The organism is Sporosarcina sp. 6E9 (assembly GCF_017921835.1).
Lineage (GTDB): Bacteria > Bacillota > Bacilli > Bacillales_A > Planococcaceae > Sporosarcina.
The window spans coordinates 2,272,595-2,290,066 of record NZ_JAGEMN010000001.1; the positions used below are offsets into that span (position 1 = coordinate 2,272,595).

Sequence of the window (17,472 nt, forward strand, 5' to 3'; positions counted from 1 at the left end):
TTCCTATCGACTCCGAATCCTGTCTTACTGTATGCGATAGATTAGGGCGTTATGCTCGCGTTTCGTGCGAGAAGGCTTGGTTTATGGCTGTTTCAAGGACTTTTTTTAAAAATAAATTTAGAAAATTAAAAAAACCACTCCGAAGAGTGGCTTTTTTCCGTTTAAATGTTTACTTGAATGCTAAATGCTTACCTGGATTGACCGGTTCGCCGTCGACGTGGATTTCAAATAGAAGATGCACACCGGCTGCTGGATTCCATTCGTTTTGTGTCGTCATTGCGAGTGGTTCGCCTTGAGCTACTTCATCGCCCTCTTTTACTAGAACACCGGTCATTGAACTATAGACAGTTTGCATGCCATCCGCGTGTTTGAGGACGACACTATCCCCGCTGAAGACATCTGTAACCACTTCTTCGACGACACCACTCATTGCTGCGAGCACTTCGAACGGTTTTCCGTCTATCGAAATAGAGACGCCGGAATTCGTTACGTATGACTGATTAAAGACAAGTAGTGCATTTTCGCGCATGGTTTCGTCGGCTTCCATGTCATAGTAATCTTGTAGAATGGCCACATCATTAAGGAGTTCTTCAGAAAAAGGATATTTGAAAGATTCCTTTGATGCGTTAACATCCACGACTACTTCGCTATTATCCGGAGCTTTCGCAGTGTCTGTTTTACCCGGGGAATCTTTTATTAGTGCAGTGTACCCCCAGATCATCCCTACAAATACGATTGCGATACCCGAATAGATAGCAGGCCAAAACCAACTCTTTGTTTGTTTACGTTTATTCGCTTGAGAAGGAGATTTCGTTTTTTCTTCTCGCATAATCATCACCTCACTGCTATTGTTTGCAAGTTAAGGTGCTTTTAAACATACATTCTCAAGGTTAATCAAATTTTTTATTACTGTACCAGTATAATAGTGTTGAACAATTTTATCTGCCGTCCACTTATCCTGTGCAAATGCCTCCGCGCCGTACTGGCTCATGCCGACGCCATGGCCATACCCGAGCGTTTTAATGATGACGATTTCGTTCGTAACATCGAATGCAATATCGAAATCCGTAGACCTAAGTCCAAGTATTTCTCTTATTTCACGTCCATTCGATTCGAATCCAGCTGTTGCTACGCGTTGAACGCGTCCTGTTGGATTTCTCACGAGTTGAAGAGATTTGAACATATCCGCATTCCACTCAATCCCGAGTGCTTCGTTCCATTTGTTTAGCGGTAATTCTGTTTTCACTTCGAATGTAGGCGCAACTTCCTTATCGCCAGGACTGTCGACACTCTGCAAATAAGGCACGTCACTGCCACTAAAGTTTTCTGCGGCTTCTGTCTGGCCATTCGAAGTCGAAAAAAACATCGCTGATATCAATTCATCGTTATAAAGCAAAACATCGCCAGCTGTCGCTTCAACTGCAGCTGCAAGTTTCTTTTCATTTTCTTTAAACTTTTTCCCCCACTGTTTTTTCCGCTCTTCTTGTGATTTATATACTTGAGCGGAGACATCACGGGCAATTGGGATTTCACCAAAGTTTGTCGTTTTGAGTGCGTATGTCCTTGCTGCAATCGATTGCGCTTTTAATGCTTCCGGATGAAAACCGATTGGCATTTCCCCTGCAACGACGCCTTTTACATATTCCTCAAGCGCTAATGGCTCGTCCTCCCCGACAACTTTGATGTCGATCGGACAAGATTGTTCTATTTTTTTCTCCTCCTTCTGTGGCTCAGCACCCGGTCCTCTTAGTAAAATTACTGGAATAATGAACATTACAATGAGTAATAATATTGAACTCGCCCATAATTTTGTCATAGTCGATTATATGAAATACCCTCCTTTTTATGCATGTCCCATCGGTGGTTTTATACGATTAAATTACAAAAGGGCCATCGATAATATCATCGATGACCCTTCGTATTTCAAATTTCACAGTTCGTTATACGAGTTCTTGCTCAGTTTTGCTTTCAACTTCTTCTTCAGATGAGACGCGCTCAATATCGGCCCCTAATGCTTCGAGCTTTTTATGGAAGTCAACATATCCGCGGTCTAGGTGAATCAGATCTGTGACGCGTGTAACGCCATCTGCGGCTAATCCAGCAAGGATAAGTGCTGCTGCAGCTCTTAGGTCTGTTGCAGCTACTTCTGCGCCCTGTAGCTTTGAAGGGCCTTCTAAAATAACCGATTTACCTTCAATCTTCACAGTTGCATTCATGCGACGAAATTCTTCTACGTGCATAAAGCGGTTTTCAAAAACTGTTTCCGTAATGACGCCAGTTCCAGTAGCAGTTAGCATAAGCGCCATCATTTGCGATTGCATATCTGTCGGGAAACCTGGGTGCGGCATAGTTTTTAAGTTGACTGATTTAAGCGGGTACTCCGCGTGAACGCGAACGCCTTCATCCAATTCTATGATGTTGACGCCCATTTCACCCATTTTCGAAATAAGTGCCGCGTTATGTTCTGGGACAGCATTTTCAATAATAACGTCTCCGCCAGTAATTGCGGCAGCTACCATGAATGTGCCTGTTTCGATACGATCCGGGATAATATGATGTGTAGTACCGTATAATTTCGTTACGCCTTCAATACGAATCATATCGGTTCCAGCACCGATAACTTTACCGCCCATTTCATTAATAAAGTTCGCTAAGTTTACAATTTCCGGTTCTTTCGCTGCGTTTTCAATTACTGTCGTGCCTTTTGCTAGGGCTGCGGCAGTCATGATGTTTTCTGTTGCACCGACGCTTGGGAAGTCAAGATAAATTTTCGCACCGTTTAGACCATTTTCAGCTTTTGCTTCAACATAACCGTGACCGAATGAAATTTCTGCGCCCATTGCTTCGAAACCTTTTAAGTGCTGATCAATTGGACGTGAACCAATCGCACATCCACCAGGTAATGCGACACGTGCAAAACCGTTTCGTGCAAGAATTGGACCCATGACAAGAATTGAAGCTCTCATTTTACGTACATATTCAAATTGGGCCTCGCTTGACAACGTCCCCGATGAATCAATGATGACTTCGTTTCTTTCTGGTTTAGCTTCAACATTTGCGTTTAAGCTTTTTAAAACCGAACTGATTGTACCGACATCCGACAGATTTGGTACATCCCGAATGACGTTAACGCCTTCCGATGCGAGAAGTGCAGCTGCCAATACTGGCAAAACAGCATTTTTCGCGCCTTCAACGCGGACAGTTCCTTTTAGAACCCGTCCCCCGTTTATAATAATCTTATCCATAATTAGTCCCTCCGACTTTAAATTGTGCTTTTTAATCATAAAACCGCGCTTATATTTTAATTAAAGTGTTGTATAGTAATAACAAAAACTCACATAAGTTTACAGCGTTCGACCTTTATTTACAAGTTACGAAATAACTATCTTGATGTAGTCTATCGTATGTATTTATTTGAATTTTTGTGTCACCGTTAATTTATACTTTCTGCACAGGTTAGCTGTTTGTTTAATTCCCTGCAATATGCTTTTTAAACATTGACGGTTTTACATGCCATCGCCCCATGTACATGTACAGTGTCTTAAGCCAATGTACATGCGGCGATAACAAGTACCGACTAGAATAGTATACCAAAATTATTTATAAATTAGTCGAATGTTATCGAAACATCGTAGGAATTCTTCCTGACCAATAGGATATCTCAAGAAAGAAATTTGATACGGAAGATCCGATCATTATACTTAAAAATATAAATAAAATTTGCGCTTGGAACACTTTGTTTTTTCGAATAATCTTTTCCGGCAATATTGCTTGAAGTGCATAAAAAGAAACCCCAATAAAAAATATGTGGGAAACGATTGCAAGTAATGGTTGGTAACCGAACATGCCATCCATAATCTTGACTCCTTTCGTTACTCAAAGAAAAGGACAGAAGAAACTACTTCCTCTGTCCGAGTATTCATCATATTACATTAAAATCTGTTTTCTGCAGCATTAATTCTATTAATTGCTCGTTTCAGTTGTAGTTCAGCACTCAAAAAGCTTGCTTCATCTTTCTTCGCTTGTAGCGCAATTTCAGCCCGCTTTGCAGCATGCTTAGCTCTTGCAAGGTCGATGGTTTCAGCAGTTTCAGCACTTTGAGCAAGAACTGTAATAATTTCAGGACGAATCTCAATAAATCCGCCGTGAACAGCAATGATTTTGGTGTCATTACCTTTTTTAATACGAAGCCCGCCGATTTGAAGCGGTGCGACAGTTGCAATATGGCCTGGAAGAATTCCCAATTCGCCTGTTTCTGTCATTGCGATAACCATGTCCGCTTCAGTTTCAACAACAGGGCCGTCGGGAGTCACGATATGAATTTTTACAGTTTTCATTTTTTCCCTCCTGGTCCCTTCTTAGACTTCGATACCCATAGCTTTCGCTTTTTCGATAACTTCTTCAATACGTCCAACAAGACGGAATGCATCTTCTGGAATATGATCGAATTTACCGTCAAGGATTTCTTTAAATCCTTTAATCGTTTCCGCTACTGGTACGTATGATCCTGGTTGTCCAGTGAACTGTTCAGCTACGTGGAAGTTTTGTGATAGGAAGAATTGAATACGACGTGCGCGACCAACAACAAGTTTGTCCTCTTCGCCTAATTCATCCATACCTAGGATTGCGATTATATCTTGTAATTCAGCATAACGTTGCAGTGTTGATTGAACCTCACGTGCTACGCTATAGTGTTCTGCGCCAACAATTTCCGCGCTTAGTGCACGTGATGTTGATGCGAGCGGGTCAACCGCTGGGTAGATTCCCATTTCAGAAAGTTTACGCTCAAGGTTCGTCGTCGCGTCAAGGTGAGCGAACGTCGTTGCTGGAGCTGGATCCGTATAGTCATCCGCTGGTACATAGATTGCTTGGATTGACGTTACTGAACCTTTATTTGTTGAAGTGATTCGTTCTTGTAAAAGACCCATTTCCGTTGCAAGTGTTGGCTGATATCCAACTGCTGATGGCATACGGCCAAGAAGCGCCGATACTTCAGATCCTGCTTGCGTATAACGGTAAATATTGTCGATGAATAGAAGTACGTCCGCACCTTGTTCGTCACGGAAGTATTCTGCCATCGTCAATCCTGTTAGTGCAACACGCATACGTGCGCCAGGTGGTTCGTTCATTTGACCGAATACCATTGCTGTATTTTTAATAACACCAGAGTCCGTCATTTCGAAGAAAAGGTCATTTCCTTCACGTGTACGTTCTCCAACACCTGCGAATACGGAAATTCCACCGTGTTCGAGTGCGATGTTGTTAATCAATTCTTGGATTAGAACTGTTTTACCTACACCAGCTCCACCGAAGAGACCGATTTTACCACCTTTAATATACGGAGCTAATAAGTCAACGACTTTAATGCCCGTTTCAAGGATTTCAACTTCTGTAGATAGTTCTTCAAAAGTTGGTGCACTACGGTGAATCGGGTCGCGACGTTCACTCGCTGGAATTTCTTCCGCAAGGTCAATCGTTTCACCGAGTACGTTAAATACGCGGCCAAGTGTTACATCCCCCACAGGAACTGAAATAGCAGCTCCTTGGTCAAGTACTTCGGCTCCACGTTTAAGTCCATCTGTAGATGACATCGCAATTGTACGAACTGCATCATCGCCAAGGTGAAGTGCAACTTCAAGTGTTAATACTTCAGGCTCTGAGTTCGGACGCTCAATTGTAACAGTCAATGCGTTATAGATTTGAGGCAATTGTGCGTTATCAAATTTGACGTCGACAACTGGACCCATTACTTGAAGAACATGTCCTTTGTTCATTTTGTTTCCTCCTGTCTTACTATATGCCGTGCTGATGAAGGGTGGAGCGCTGGAAGGAAGTTGAACAATGATTTCCTTAATGTTCCATTGCTCAGAGCAAAAAAGTCCGCGCTCTAAGGTCAAAAAAGTCCAAAAGCCGACTTTTTCGAGCGGGAAAGTTATAGTTCAAACTTTCCTTGCCGACTTTTTCAGAGCGGGAAAATCAAAGTTCGATTTTCCTTCCTACTCTAGCGCGGCCACTCCTCCAATTATCTCTGTGATTTCTTGTGTAATTGCTGCTTGACGTGCGCGGTTAAATTGAAGCGTTAATGAATCAATTAATTCGCCTGCGTTATCGGTTGCGCTTTGCATCGCTGTCATACTTGAAGCATGTTCACTTGCTTTACTTTCGAGTAATGCGCCAAAGATTAAGCTTTCCGCGTATTGCGGTAGCAGTACTTTTAGAATTGCTTCGCCGGATGGCTCGAATTCGTAAGAAGTTGATGATCCTTCTTGGGCAATATCGGTAAGTGGGAGCACTTTCCCTTCTTTTACTTTGTTGGAAATGACGTTAATGTAATGGGTGTAGTACATATAAATTTCATCATATGTACCATCCGCGAACATACCAACAGCTTTATTAGCGATTTCTTTAATTTCGGCGAATGACGGGTGGTCGGATAATCCGATTACACTGTCGATTACATTATATCCACGATTCAAGAAAAACTCAGAGCCGATTCGTCCGATAGCAAAAATAATTGCTTCGTCTTTTGACGCATGGCGTGTTTCGATTGCTTTGGAAACTGCTCGTATAATATTACTGTTATACGCCCCGCAAAGTCCACGGTCTGCTGTGATGACAACATATGCGGTTTTCTTTACTGGACGATTTACGAGCATTGGATGTTCTGCATCCGTTCCTGCAGCGATTGCACCAGCAACTTCTTTGATTTTCTCCATGTATGGAACGAATGCTCTTGCTTTAAGTTCAGCACGGTTTAGTTTCGAAGCAGATACCATTTGCATTGCGCGTGTTATCTGACTCGTTTTCTTCGTAGATTTTATGCGGTTTTCAATATCGCGTAATGATCCCATTGGTCATTCACCACCTTTTTGTTTTATAGTAAATCGTCTTACTCAGAAATTGCGAATTTCGTTTTGAATTCGTTGATAGCTGCTGCCATCTCTTCATCTGTTGGAAGATCCTTCGTTTGACGGATATGCTCTAAAACGTTTGTGTGGTTTGACTCGAGCCATGCTGCGATTTCAGACTCAAAACGTAAAATATCTTTAACAGGAACATCGTCTAGGAATCCGCGAGTTAGTGCATACAATGCAACAACTTGGATTTCAACTGGAACTGGTTTGTTTAAATCTTGTTTCAAAATTTCAACTGTACGAACTCCACGGTCAAGTCTTGCTTGCGTTGACGCATCAAGGGATGAACCGAATTGAGAGAACGCTTCAAGTTCACGGAAAGCAGCTAGGTCAAGACGTAGTGTACCCGCAACTTTTTTCATTGCTTTAATTTGTGCTGATCCACCAACACGAGATACTGAAAGTCCTGCGTTAATAGCAGGGCGTACGCCCGAGAAGAATAGGTCAGATTGTAAGAAAATTTGTCCATCCGTAATCGAGATTACGTTTGTTGGAATATAAGCGGAAATATCTCCGGCTTGTGTTTCAACGAATGGAAGTGCCGTAATTGAACCTCCGCCGAGTGAATCGTTCAGCTTAGCTGCACGTTCAAGAAGACGTGAGTGCAAGTAGAATACGTCACCTGGGTATGCTTCACGACCCGGAGGACGACGAAGTAGTAAGGAAAGTTCACGGTATGCCGCTGCTTGTTTAGATAGGTCATCATAAACAATTAGCACATGCTTGCCGTCAAACATGAATTCCTCTGCCATAGTGATTCCTGTATATGGTGCAAGGTATAGTAATGGAGCCGGTTCTGATGCCGAGGCTGTTACTACGATTGTGTAATCAAGTGCACCGTTTTTACGTAGCGTTTCAACTACGCCACGAACAGTCGATTCTTTTTGTCCAATTGCCACATAAATACAAATCATATCTTGGTCAGCTTGGTTAAGAATCGTATCAATCGCAACAGTCGTTTTACCTGTTTGACGGTCTCCGATAATTAACTCACGCTGTCCGCGACCGATTGGTACGAGTGCGTCAATTGCTTTAATACCAGTTTGAAGTGGTTCATGAACGGATTTACGCGCCATGACTCCTTGTGCTGGACTTTCGATTGGACGAGTTTTAGTTGTTGCGATTGGACCAAGTCCATCCACAGGTTGCCCCAACGGATTTACAACACGGCCAATTAATGCTTCACCAACAGGTACTTCCATAATACGGCCCGTACGACGTACATCATCGCCTTCTTTAATGTCTGTGTATGGTCCAAGGATAACGATACCTACGTTGTTCGCTTCCAAGTTTTGTGCCATACCCATAACACCGTTAGAGAACTCCAAAAGTTCTCCAGCCATGACGTCATCGAGGCCATGAGCACGTGCGATACCGTCACCGATTGCGATAACTGTACCAACGTCACTTACTTCCATCTCAGATTGATAATTTTCAATCTGCTGTTTTATGAGAACGCTGATTTCTTCAGCTTTGATGCTCATGTATGTCACCCCTCAAATTTCAAATTTACGATCCAATCATATCTCGTTTCAAGCGCTCTAGTTTGTTCACTAGGCTATTGTCAAAGATACGGTTTCCAATTTGGACACGAATGCCCCCGATTAGAGTTGGATCAATGATGTTGTTAATCCGCAGTGATATTCTTCCGACTTTTCTTGCAAAAGTGGATGAAATCGCCGCGCTTTCGCTTTCGGTTAGCGGACGTGTTGAATACACTGTTGCCTCCGCGATTCCTGCTGCGTCGTTCACAAAGTCAACGAATTCGTCGACGAAGTTATTAATTTCATTTAAACGTTTCTTTTCGAGCAGTACGAACAATGTGTCTTGGATAAGTGAATTTGCATCCTTGAACAGTGTTGTAAGTAGCGCTTTCTTTTTAGCGAAAGGGAACCTTGGATTTTCAAGCAATTCTCCAAGACCTGGATTCGCAAGGAACGCTTTCTGTATTTCAAGAAGTTCTTCTTGAACAATTGAAGTCTGTCCCTTTTTTACTGCTAGTTCGTAAAGTGCTTGGGCATAGCGATTAGCTACTATGGACTTACTCACCGTGCATCGCCTGCCTTCGCAATCGTCTCTTCAATTAATGCGCGGTTATCTTCTTCGGAAAGTTCTTTTCCAAGTACTTTAGACGCTGCAAGAACTGAGAGGGATACGAATTCTTCACGGACTGCCGCAACAGCTTTTTCTTTCTCAGATGCAATTTCTTGTGCTGCTGCATCCTTCAAACGCGCGACTTCGTTTCGCGCTGCCATGATGATGTCTTCACGTTGCGTTTCACCTTGTTCACGGGCATTTTCAACAATCGCCTGAGCGTCATTGCGTGCCTCTTTCAACAGATTGCGCTGCTCTTCAAGAAGGCTTTGTGATTCAAGACGACTTTTTTCAGCCGCTTCAATTTCAGTTGCGATCATTTCGGCACGTTGATCCATGATGCCCATAAGTGGACCCCATGCAAATTTCTTTAATAGAAGCATGAGTAGAAGGAACATTGTTACCGTTGCAATAATATCACCAAGGTTTAAACCGTTTGGGTCGTTTAATTTCTGCAAAAATCCTGCTTCAGCTGTAGTGTTAGCTAAGAGGACGAAGGTATCAAAAAACACGATTGTTTCACTCCCTTCAAGAGCACTTGTCTCTTTGAATATGGACTTTCTATCCAAGTTTTATCATTTGATTATTTATTGACATAAAGCAATGGCGAAGGAAATGATGTCCGCTCTTCGCCATTGTAATTGTACCTATAATTAGCGGTTCATAACGATAAACGCGATTACTGCTGCGAAAATCGGAACAACTTCAACAAGTGCTACCCCGATAAACATGTTTGTTTGAAGAACGCCACGTGCTTCTGGTTGACGTGCGATTCCTTCTTGTGTTTTTGAAACAACTAGACCTGCACCTAAACCTGCTCCAAGTGCTCCTAAACCAATTGCGATTGCTGCTGCTAATAGACCAACTGAACCTACCATAGTATATTTCCTCCTAAAGTTTCTTGTTTTATTTGTTCCGGTCAAAGTCAATAACTCTAACCATATAAGCTATATATGTTTACTAGTCCGTTCTAACTTTGTTAGACATATAGACCATTGTTAACATAACGAAGATAAACGACTGGATTCCACCAACAAATATGGAGAAGCCCATCCAAGCGATTGAAGGAATAATTGCTCCTACAAAGCCAAAGATACTAGATGTTGCAAGTCCTGCAAGTAATCCGATTAGAATTTCACCTGCGTAAATGTTACCGTAAAGACGAAGACCGAGTGTCATCGTACTGGCAACTTCACCGACAATGTTAAGTGGCAATAAAAACGGAAGCGGTTGTAAATAATCTTTCCCGTAACCTTTCGCACCTTTTGCCTTCAAACCGTAATATTGTGTTAACACAATAATCATTACTGCAAGCGTCATCGTGACCATCGGATCGGCGGTTGGTGATTTCCACCATAGGTCACCTTTCCAAACGATAGCGAAAGGTAGTCCGAGTACGTTCGACACGAATAAGAATAAAATGAGCGTAATTCCTAGTACGTGAAAACGTCCACCTGTTTTCCAGTCCATATTGTTCCTTATAATCCCTTTGACGAAATCCATGATCCATTCAAAGAAATTTTGCATTCCCGTCGGTTTAACTTCTAATTTGCGAGTTGCGAGAATTGCGATTAAGAATACAATTGCACATGTTATGAAGACCATCAAAACGTTCGATAGATTAAATCTTAATGTAATCCCGAAAAGGTCTGCTGTCCATAACGGATTTCCATGGTCCATGTTTCGTTCACCTCCCTTGTCCATTCGGATTTAAGCTTCTACTGATAAGCTTCATTGATGTCGTACGTGGTAAATGATCCTTTCTCCTAATAACAGGAGGTACGGTATTCCGAATCCAATAACCGCACTGATCAGGTCGAACTGTTCGGGCATTGCAGTTGCAATTGCCGCTACCGCAATACCAGATGCGAAACGCATCGCAGTCCCAAGTGATATGCGCTTTTTCCCTTCCATAACGGCTTGTTCAAACTTCTCATACCGTCGGACGAGTATCCAAAAGTTATACAATCCAAAGAGTGAACCAAGTATTAGTCCTGCGAAAACAGTTTTCCATTCAGTAAATGCCCATCCAAGTACGAAAAAAGCCAGTAAGAAATAGAGAGCTCTTCTCTGCCTTTTATGGATTTCCTGCAATGTTTGCATAACTGTTTAATCTCCTGTTTTGTTTTACTGTTTTTGGAATTAGCTCTTAGAATTGCGGGGTGGTTCCCGTTTCGCTGTCCTGCCTTTAACCGGCGTAGACTCCGAAAATATTGGAACCTATTAGAGTTGCGAGTGAACTGCCATGTCCCCACATTTACTAATGATGGGTTGCAGAATCGAAATTTGGTGAAAAGATGATAGAATTTGCATTCGATAAATCCGGTAAATCAAGTTTCATATGTATGAAACAACTATCATTCTTACCCTTAGTAATCATACAGTAGCTAAAAATTGATGTCAATTGATTCCCGCGACTTTTTCAGTTCACAAAACACTTTGTCAAACAAAAGACAAATTTGAAAAACTAATGTGTATAGCGTATCCACCAACTTACATTTTCATACATTTGGAGCGGGGTTTCGACTTTATACTAGGAGAAAAGTTGCTTTTTCTATGTTTTTTCTATTGCCGGTAATGGTAGAGTGGGAGGATTTTGACGCGTTTACTTCAATCAACTACTTCCACTGTATGGGAAAGTTATTTAGATGGAATAAGTTAGTCGGATAGTCCTGTTTAGCGGATATCTGTGTGGAAAGTACGGATATCTATATAGCATTGTCGGATATAAAGTTTTATATGAGGGATATCCAAAGCGATGTGTCGGATATATACGCAAAATGTGCGGATATCTTGATTTAATTAGAAAAAGAAGGCAATTCCTCTAGAGGAAAGTTGCCTTCTTTGATTTCATTCTAATGAAGTTAAGTATTTCTTCAATGCTTCGACGATTCTTTCGGAAGCGTGTCCGTCGCCGTATGGGTTTGAGGCCTGGGCCATTTCGTTGTATTCGTCAGGGTTTGTTAGAAGTTCATCTGTTAGTGAGAAGATGGTTTCTTCGTCAGTTCCTGCGAGTTTCAAAGTGCCCGCATCGATGCCTTCTGGGCGTTCGGTTGTGTCGCGAAGCACGATGACTGGTTTGCCGAGTGATGGCGCTTCTTCTTGTATGCCGCCCGAGTCGGTCAATATGATATGCGAAGCTGCTGCGAAATTATGGAAATCGATCACTTCGAGTGGCTGTATGAGATGGATACGCCGGTTGTTCCCTAGTATTTCATCAGCAATTTCACGGACGACTGGATTTAAATGAACTGGGTAGACCACTTGAATGTCGTCGTGTTTGTCGAGCAAACGATTGATCGCACGGAACATATTGCGCATCGGTTCCCCAAGATTTTCTCGTCGATGGGCTGTTAATAAAATTAACTTATCGTCGCCGAGACTTTCGAGTATCGGATGCGAGTAGTTTTCGCGCACTGTCGTTTGGAGTGCATCGATTGCTGTATTTCCAGTGATGTAGATCCGCTCTTCCGGTTTGCCTTCAGCGATTAGATTTTCTGCCGATTTTTCAGTGGGCGAGAAATGCAAATCAGCCAGCACGCCAGTCAGTTGACGGTTCATCTCTTCTGGATAAGGCGAGTGCTTATTCCATGTGCGCAGTCCAGCTTCGACATGCCCGACTGCGATTTGATTGTAGAAAGCCGCAAGACTGCCGATAAATGTTGTTGACGTATCGCCGTGAACTAAAACGATATCCGGCCCCGCTTCTTTCATGATCGCATCGAGTCCTTCGAGCCCTCTCGTTGCAACGTCTATGAGCGTCTGGCGGTTTTTCATGATATTTAAATCGTAGTCCGGCGAAATCTTGAATGTTTCAAGGACTTGGTCGAGCATTTCACGATGTTGGGCTGTCACTGTCACAATGGACTCGATGTCTTCTGGATGTTTTTCAAGTTCCAATACGAGCGGCGCCATTTTAATCGCTTCTGGTCGCGTGCCAAAAATAGTCATGACTTTCCATTTCTTTTTCAAATTATTTCGTTCCAAATAATCTGTCGCCTGCATCGCCGAGTCCTGGAACGATATAGCCTTTTTCATCCAATTTTTCATCAAGTGCCGCGATGTAAATGTCAACGTCAGGATGTGCATCGGTCATTGCTTTTACGCCTTCAGGAGCTGCGATTAAACACATGAAACGAATTTTCTTTGCGCCGCGCTTTTTCAAGGAGTTGACTGCTTCAATTGCAGAGCCGCCTGTTGCCAACATCGGGTCGACTAGAATTAGGTCACGTTCTGAAATGTCTGAAGGAAGTTTTACGTAATATTCTACCGGAAGAAGTGTTTCTGGATCTCGGTAAAGTCCGATATGCCCTACTTTCGCCGCCGGAATTAAGTTCAGAATTCCTTCGACCATGCCAAGACCTGCACGTAAAATAGGAACAATTCCGAGTTTTTTTCCTGCTAATACGTTAGACATGCCTTTTTGGACAGGTGTTTCAATCTCTTTTTCCATCAATGGCAGATCACGTGTGATTTCATAAGCCATGAGCGTTGCAACTTCGTCAACTAGCTCACGGAACTCTTTTGTTCCCGTATTTATATCTCGTATGTAGGTTAATTTGTGTTGAATTAATGGATGATCTAAAACATGTACTTTTGGCATCTGAATCGCTCCTTTTAAAATATCCAATTTAGTATAACAGAATTGGTTATATCCTAACACATAAGTATCTAAACTTTGATCTATTTCCCCTTGCGAATCAATCCACTTTTATTTACTGGCGTAGACTCATCGGTTTTATTTTAAATATAACAAATTTTCAAGAGGTCAGAAAATAGGCCACTTTCTAGGAAAGTGGCTTATTGTTAATTATGCATATAAAGGGAATTTGTTCGTCAATGCCGTAACACGCTCACGGGCTTCTTTTTTCACGTTTTCGTCTTCGTGATTTTTTAAAAGGTTCGCGATGATGGATGCGATTTCTTTCATCTCATCTTCTCCAAAACCGCGCGTTGTGACTGCAGGTGTACCGATACGGATACCTGATGTGATGAAAGGACCTTCAGTGTCGAATGGAATTGTGTTTTTGTTTACTGTAATTCCTACTTCATCAAGTACAGCTTCTGCAAGTTTTCCAGTAATTCCTAGTGAACGAAGGTTCAATAGAAGCAAGTGGTTATCTGTTCCACCTGAAACAATGTCGATGCCTTCTGCGATCAGTGCTTCACCAAGTGCTGCAGCGTTTTTCTTCACTTGTTTTGCATAGGCTTTAAACTCAGGCTTCTGTACTTCGCCGAATGCGACTGCTTTTGCAGCGATTACGTGCATTAATGGGCCGCCTTGAACGCCTGGGAATACAGATGAGTTCAATTTTCTGCCAAACTCTTCAGTACTTAGGATGATACCTCCACGTGGTCCGCGTAATGTTTTATGCGTCGTTGATGTTACAAAGTGTGCGTGTGGAACTGGGTTCGGATGTTCGCCAGCCGCAACAAGACCTGCAATATGCGCCATGTCAACGAATAGGTATGCGCCAACTTCATCAGCAATTTCACGGAATTTCGCAAAGTCGATTGTTCTTGAATAAGCACTTGCGCCCGCAACGATCATTTTCGGTTTATGTTCAAGCGCTTTTTGACGTACATCTTCATAGTCGATTTGCTCGTCTTCTTTACTAACGCCGTATTCTACGAAGTTGTATAGTTTTCCGGAGAAGTTAACCGGGCTACCATGCGTTAAGTGACCACCGTGTGAAAGGTTCATACCGAGAATTGTGTCTCCTGGCTCTAATGCCGCGAAATAAACAGCCATATTCGCTTGTGCACCGGAGTGCGGTTGGACGTTTGCATATTCAGCGCCGAAAATTTCTTTCAGGCGATTGATTGCAACTTCTTCCACAACGTCAACATGTTCACAACCACCATAATAACGTCGGCCCGGATAACCTTCTGCGTATTTATTCGTTAGTACTGATCCTTGTGCTTCCATCACTGCTTCAGTGACGAAGTTTTCGGATGCAATCAGTTCGATATTGGCTTGTTGACGACCTCTTTCCGCCATGATTGCGTTGTAGATTACTTCGTCTTCTTTTACGTGATTTAGTTCAGCTGTAAGTGTTTGCGTTTTAACGTGTCCCATTAGTTAGTCCCCTTTTTAGGTTGTAATATTCTCGTCTTCTTCAGGCTCTATTTTGGAATAAATTGCCCGTTCTCCACCGATTAGTTTTGGACGAGTCGTTGCAATTGTGATGACTGCATTGCCAATTTTTTCGATAGATGTTCGAATCGGTATGGCGACGCGTTTTAAATGCATACCAATCAATGTTTGCCCGATATCAATACCGGCTTGTGCTTCAATTCCTTCAACGACGACGGGATCGGACATTTGCTCGTAGGCGTATGCTGACATTGAACCTCCAGCATGCGGTGCTGGAATGACGGTTACAGGTTCCAGATTAAATACCTTTGCCGATTTTCGTTCAATGGTCAGTGCGCGATTAATATGTTCGCATCCTTGAAACGCAAGGTGTAGGTGGTGTCTATCGGCGAACTTTATTAAGGGTTCGTATAAGTTTTCGGCGACTTCCATAGCACCAGCCGTTCCAATGCGTTTTCCAGCGACTTCGGATGTTGAGCAACCGACCACAAAAAATCCACCTGGTTCGAGATATACCTGATCGGAGATTTCGGATAGCAGTTCTTCCAACTGAAGTTTCCATAAATTTAGCGCGTCCACGTACTTCCCCTCCTCGTTTTAGTCTTCTAGCTTCATTAATTTTTCGATTCGTACTGCGTGGCGGCCACCTTCGAAGGATGTATCAAGCCATGCTGAAACAATTTCTTTCGCATGCCCTGCTCCTACGACGCGTTCACCCATCGCTAACACGTTTGTGTCGTTGTGTCCGCGTGTTGCTTTTGCGCTAAAAACGTCGTGGACGAGTGCGCAACGAATGCCTTTTATTTTGTTGGCAGCGATTGACATGCCAATGCCTGTTCCACAAATGAGAATGCCGCGGTTGAATCGTCCTTCTACGACACCTTCACAAACAGGCGTAGCGTAGTCCGGATAGTCGACTGAATCATCGTTTTTTGGTCCGAAGTCTTCAAATTCTACCCCGCGTTCGGTCAATAAATCCATTATTTCTTGTCGCAGGCGATTGCCTCCGTGGTCAGAAGATATTGCGATTTTCATGGCGCCCCTCTTTTCTTCATATATTCATTATTTATTCTAACATTTTTCGACGAGAAATGTTATTAAGATAATACTATCTTTTGAACTCCTTGTGAAATTGGGATGATTAATTGCTTTATTTATCAGTATGAAGTGGAATCCATTTAATGAAGGTGGGTTTTGTATAAAAGTCGTTATTTCTATTTTGCTTGCAAGTCGGGACCTAATACCTGTGAGAAAATCGATGCTTTAGCTGCCCGCCAGCAGAAATCAAAGTACCAAATAAAAAAAGTACTCGAATAATAGATTATCCAAGTACGCCTTAAATTTATCCACGTTCACTATCTTCCTCAAGCAATTTCTTCTCAAGTTGGTCCATGAGTTGTGTCAACTCATTAAACGTTTCGCGATAAGTTTCTAGGTTGCCACCGAATGGATCGTGGACATCTTCGTTTGTGCCGGGGGATATGAAACCTTTTAATGTGTATATCTTTTCTCGATTTTCCGGGAACAAATGATGTAAAACGCTTTTATGTGATTCGGTCATTGTCAATATGTAATCTGCCCATTCCACGTCTTCGCGGGATAGCGTTCTGGATTGGTTCGTATAGGGCATGTCCGCTTCTTCAATAAGCGTTTTTGCATTATTTGCGATTGGATATCCATCTTGTGCATGGATGCCGGCAGATCGAACGGATACATTCGCTATGTTTTTTGAACGCAGAATTGCCTCTGCCATTGGACTTCTACATGTATTACCTGTGCATAATAAATAAATATTCATCGTTGAATGCCCTCCTTCTTACTATAAGAATAGCCGATTTTTAAGGAACGGGCGAATTTATTGCATAGCCGAAACAATTCCCATAATGATTAACGCAATCCCCGCAAATTGACGGATTCGTTTCCCACTTTTAATCCCAAGGCGATTTTTAAATGTAAGTGCGATATAAGCGAATACGCATGCAAATATTCCAGACGCTAAAATAAATAGGATTTTATTCAAATGGAGCATGCCAAACGAAACACTTACTGAAAACGCATCGATGCTGACAGCAAGTGCAAGGATTCCCGGGGGTAATTTTCGTGAAGTTTTCGTATCATTATCTTCCAATAACATATGAAGACCGATCAACCCGAGGAGGACCCCGGACAGTAAGTGGCTGAAGCCGGAGAAAAAGCCTGCCGAAAATTCCCCGGTCAGAAATCCGAGGAAAGGCAATAACATATTTAGGAGAGCCGTCCAAATCACTAAAGCGAACTTTCCTTCTTTTACTTCCAATAAAACATATACGACGATGATATCGAGTGTTGTGATACTGGCAGCAATCAATTCGTTCAATGTAAAACCTC

At 42.5% G+C, this 17,472-nt stretch carries 20 protein-coding genes; all 20 read right to left on the reverse strand.

The annotated features are described in order from the left end of the window. Window positions 1-169: 169 nt before the first annotated feature. Window positions 170-829, reverse strand: a complete 660-nt coding sequence (locus J4G36_RS11140; RefSeq protein WP_210470115.1) for a M23 family metallopeptidase — start codon at window positions 827-829, stop codon at window positions 170-172. A 30-nt stretch (window positions 830-859) separates the two neighbouring features. After that, window positions 860-1,816 (reverse strand): stage II sporulation protein D, encoded by a 957-nt coding sequence (gene spoIID, locus J4G36_RS11145; protein ID WP_210470117.1) that lies wholly within the window; start codon window positions 1,814-1,816, stop codon window positions 860-862. 124 nt (window positions 1,817-1,940) lie between these two features. After that, the gene (gene murA, locus J4G36_RS11150) at window positions 1,941-3,245 is read right to left on the reverse strand and encodes a UDP-N-acetylglucosamine 1-carboxyvinyltransferase (RefSeq protein ID WP_210470126.1); all 1,305 of its coding nucleotides are present in this window, start codon (window positions 3,243-3,245) and stop codon (window positions 1,941-1,943) included. A gap of 373 nt (window positions 3,246-3,618) precedes the next feature. Continuing rightward, window positions 3,619-3,855 carry a DUF1146 family protein gene (locus J4G36_RS11155; protein WP_210470135.1) on the reverse strand — a complete coding sequence of 79 codons (237 nt, stop codon included), beginning with the start codon at window positions 3,853-3,855 and terminating at the stop codon, window positions 3,619-3,621. Between the two features lie 77 nt (window positions 3,856-3,932). Then, entirely contained in the window at window positions 3,933-4,337 is a 405-nt protein-coding gene (locus J4G36_RS11160; protein ID WP_210470137.1) for a F0F1 ATP synthase subunit epsilon, read from the reverse strand. A 21-nt stretch (window positions 4,338-4,358) separates the two neighbouring features. Beyond that, on the reverse strand, window positions 4,359-5,774 hold the full coding sequence (gene atpD, locus J4G36_RS11165; RefSeq protein WP_210470139.1) for a F0F1 ATP synthase subunit beta: 1,416 nt from the start codon (window positions 5,772-5,774) through the stop codon (window positions 4,359-4,361). A gap of 222 nt (window positions 5,775-5,996) precedes the next feature. Continuing rightward, window positions 5,997-6,851, reverse strand: coding sequence for an ATP synthase F1 subunit gamma (gene atpG / locus J4G36_RS11170; RefSeq protein WP_210470141.1), 855 nt, complete (start codon window positions 6,849-6,851; stop codon window positions 5,997-5,999). A gap of 38 nt (window positions 6,852-6,889) precedes the next feature. After that, entirely contained in the window at window positions 6,890-8,398 is a 1,509-nt protein-coding gene (gene atpA, locus J4G36_RS11175) for a F0F1 ATP synthase subunit alpha (RefSeq protein ID WP_210470143.1), read from the reverse strand. Window positions 8,399-8,423: 25 nt separating this feature from the next. Further along, window positions 8,424-8,963 (reverse strand): F0F1 ATP synthase subunit delta, encoded by a 540-nt coding sequence (locus J4G36_RS11180; protein WP_210470146.1) that lies wholly within the window; start codon window positions 8,961-8,963, stop codon window positions 8,424-8,426. Beyond that, entirely contained in the window at window positions 8,960-9,466 is a 507-nt protein-coding gene (atpF, locus tag J4G36_RS11185; RefSeq protein ID WP_246880585.1) for a F0F1 ATP synthase subunit B, read from the reverse strand. The genes J4G36_RS11180 and atpF overlap by 4 nt, the downstream gene beginning before the upstream one ends. A 195-nt stretch (window positions 9,467-9,661) precedes the next feature. After that, window positions 9,662-9,886 carry a F0F1 ATP synthase subunit C gene (gene atpE / locus J4G36_RS11190; protein ID WP_210470147.1) on the reverse strand — a complete coding sequence of 75 codons (225 nt, stop codon included), beginning with the start codon at window positions 9,884-9,886 and terminating at the stop codon, window positions 9,662-9,664. Window positions 9,887-9,968: 82 nt separating this feature from the next. Next, on the reverse strand, window positions 9,969-10,688 hold the full coding sequence (gene atpB, locus J4G36_RS11195; protein WP_210470149.1) for a F0F1 ATP synthase subunit A: 720 nt from the start codon (window positions 10,686-10,688) through the stop codon (window positions 9,969-9,971). A gap of 51 nt (window positions 10,689-10,739) precedes the next feature. Next, on the reverse strand, window positions 10,740-11,111 hold the full coding sequence (locus tag J4G36_RS11200; RefSeq protein ID WP_210470151.1) for an ATP synthase subunit I: 372 nt from the start codon (window positions 11,109-11,111) through the stop codon (window positions 10,740-10,742). Between the two features lie 747 nt (window positions 11,112-11,858). Further along, window positions 11,859-12,959, reverse strand: a complete 1,101-nt coding sequence (gene wecB, locus J4G36_RS11205) for a non-hydrolyzing UDP-N-acetylglucosamine 2-epimerase (RefSeq protein WP_483315898.1) — start codon at window positions 12,957-12,959, stop codon at window positions 11,859-11,861. Window positions 12,960-12,981: 22 nt separating this feature from the next. Continuing rightward, complete coding sequence (gene upp, locus J4G36_RS11210) at window positions 12,982-13,611, reverse strand: uracil phosphoribosyltransferase (RefSeq protein ID WP_210470153.1); 630 nt, start codon at window positions 13,609-13,611, stop codon at window positions 12,982-12,984. Between the two features lie 207 nt (window positions 13,612-13,818). Then, a complete protein-coding gene (locus tag J4G36_RS11215) occupies window positions 13,819-15,087 on the reverse strand; it encodes a serine hydroxymethyltransferase (protein WP_210470155.1) in 1,269 nt (422 codons plus the stop codon). Between the two features lie 15 nt (window positions 15,088-15,102). Further along, window positions 15,103-15,684, reverse strand: a complete 582-nt coding sequence (locus J4G36_RS11220; RefSeq protein ID WP_210470157.1) for a TIGR01440 family protein — start codon at window positions 15,682-15,684, stop codon at window positions 15,103-15,105. 18 nt (window positions 15,685-15,702) lie between these two features. Continuing rightward, on the reverse strand, window positions 15,703-16,140 hold the full coding sequence (rpiB, locus tag J4G36_RS11225) for a ribose 5-phosphate isomerase B (RefSeq protein ID WP_210470159.1): 438 nt from the start codon (window positions 16,138-16,140) through the stop codon (window positions 15,703-15,705). 307 nt (window positions 16,141-16,447) lie between these two features. Then, window positions 16,448-16,903, reverse strand: coding sequence for a low molecular weight protein arginine phosphatase (locus tag J4G36_RS11230; protein WP_210470161.1), 456 nt, complete (start codon window positions 16,901-16,903; stop codon window positions 16,448-16,450). Between the two features lie 57 nt (window positions 16,904-16,960). Continuing rightward, window positions 16,961-17,461: a manganese efflux pump MntP gene (locus tag J4G36_RS11235; protein WP_210470164.1), complete on the reverse strand. Its 501-nt coding sequence runs from the start codon at window positions 17,459-17,461 to the stop codon at window positions 16,961-16,963. Window positions 17,462-17,472: the final 11 nt, after the last annotated feature.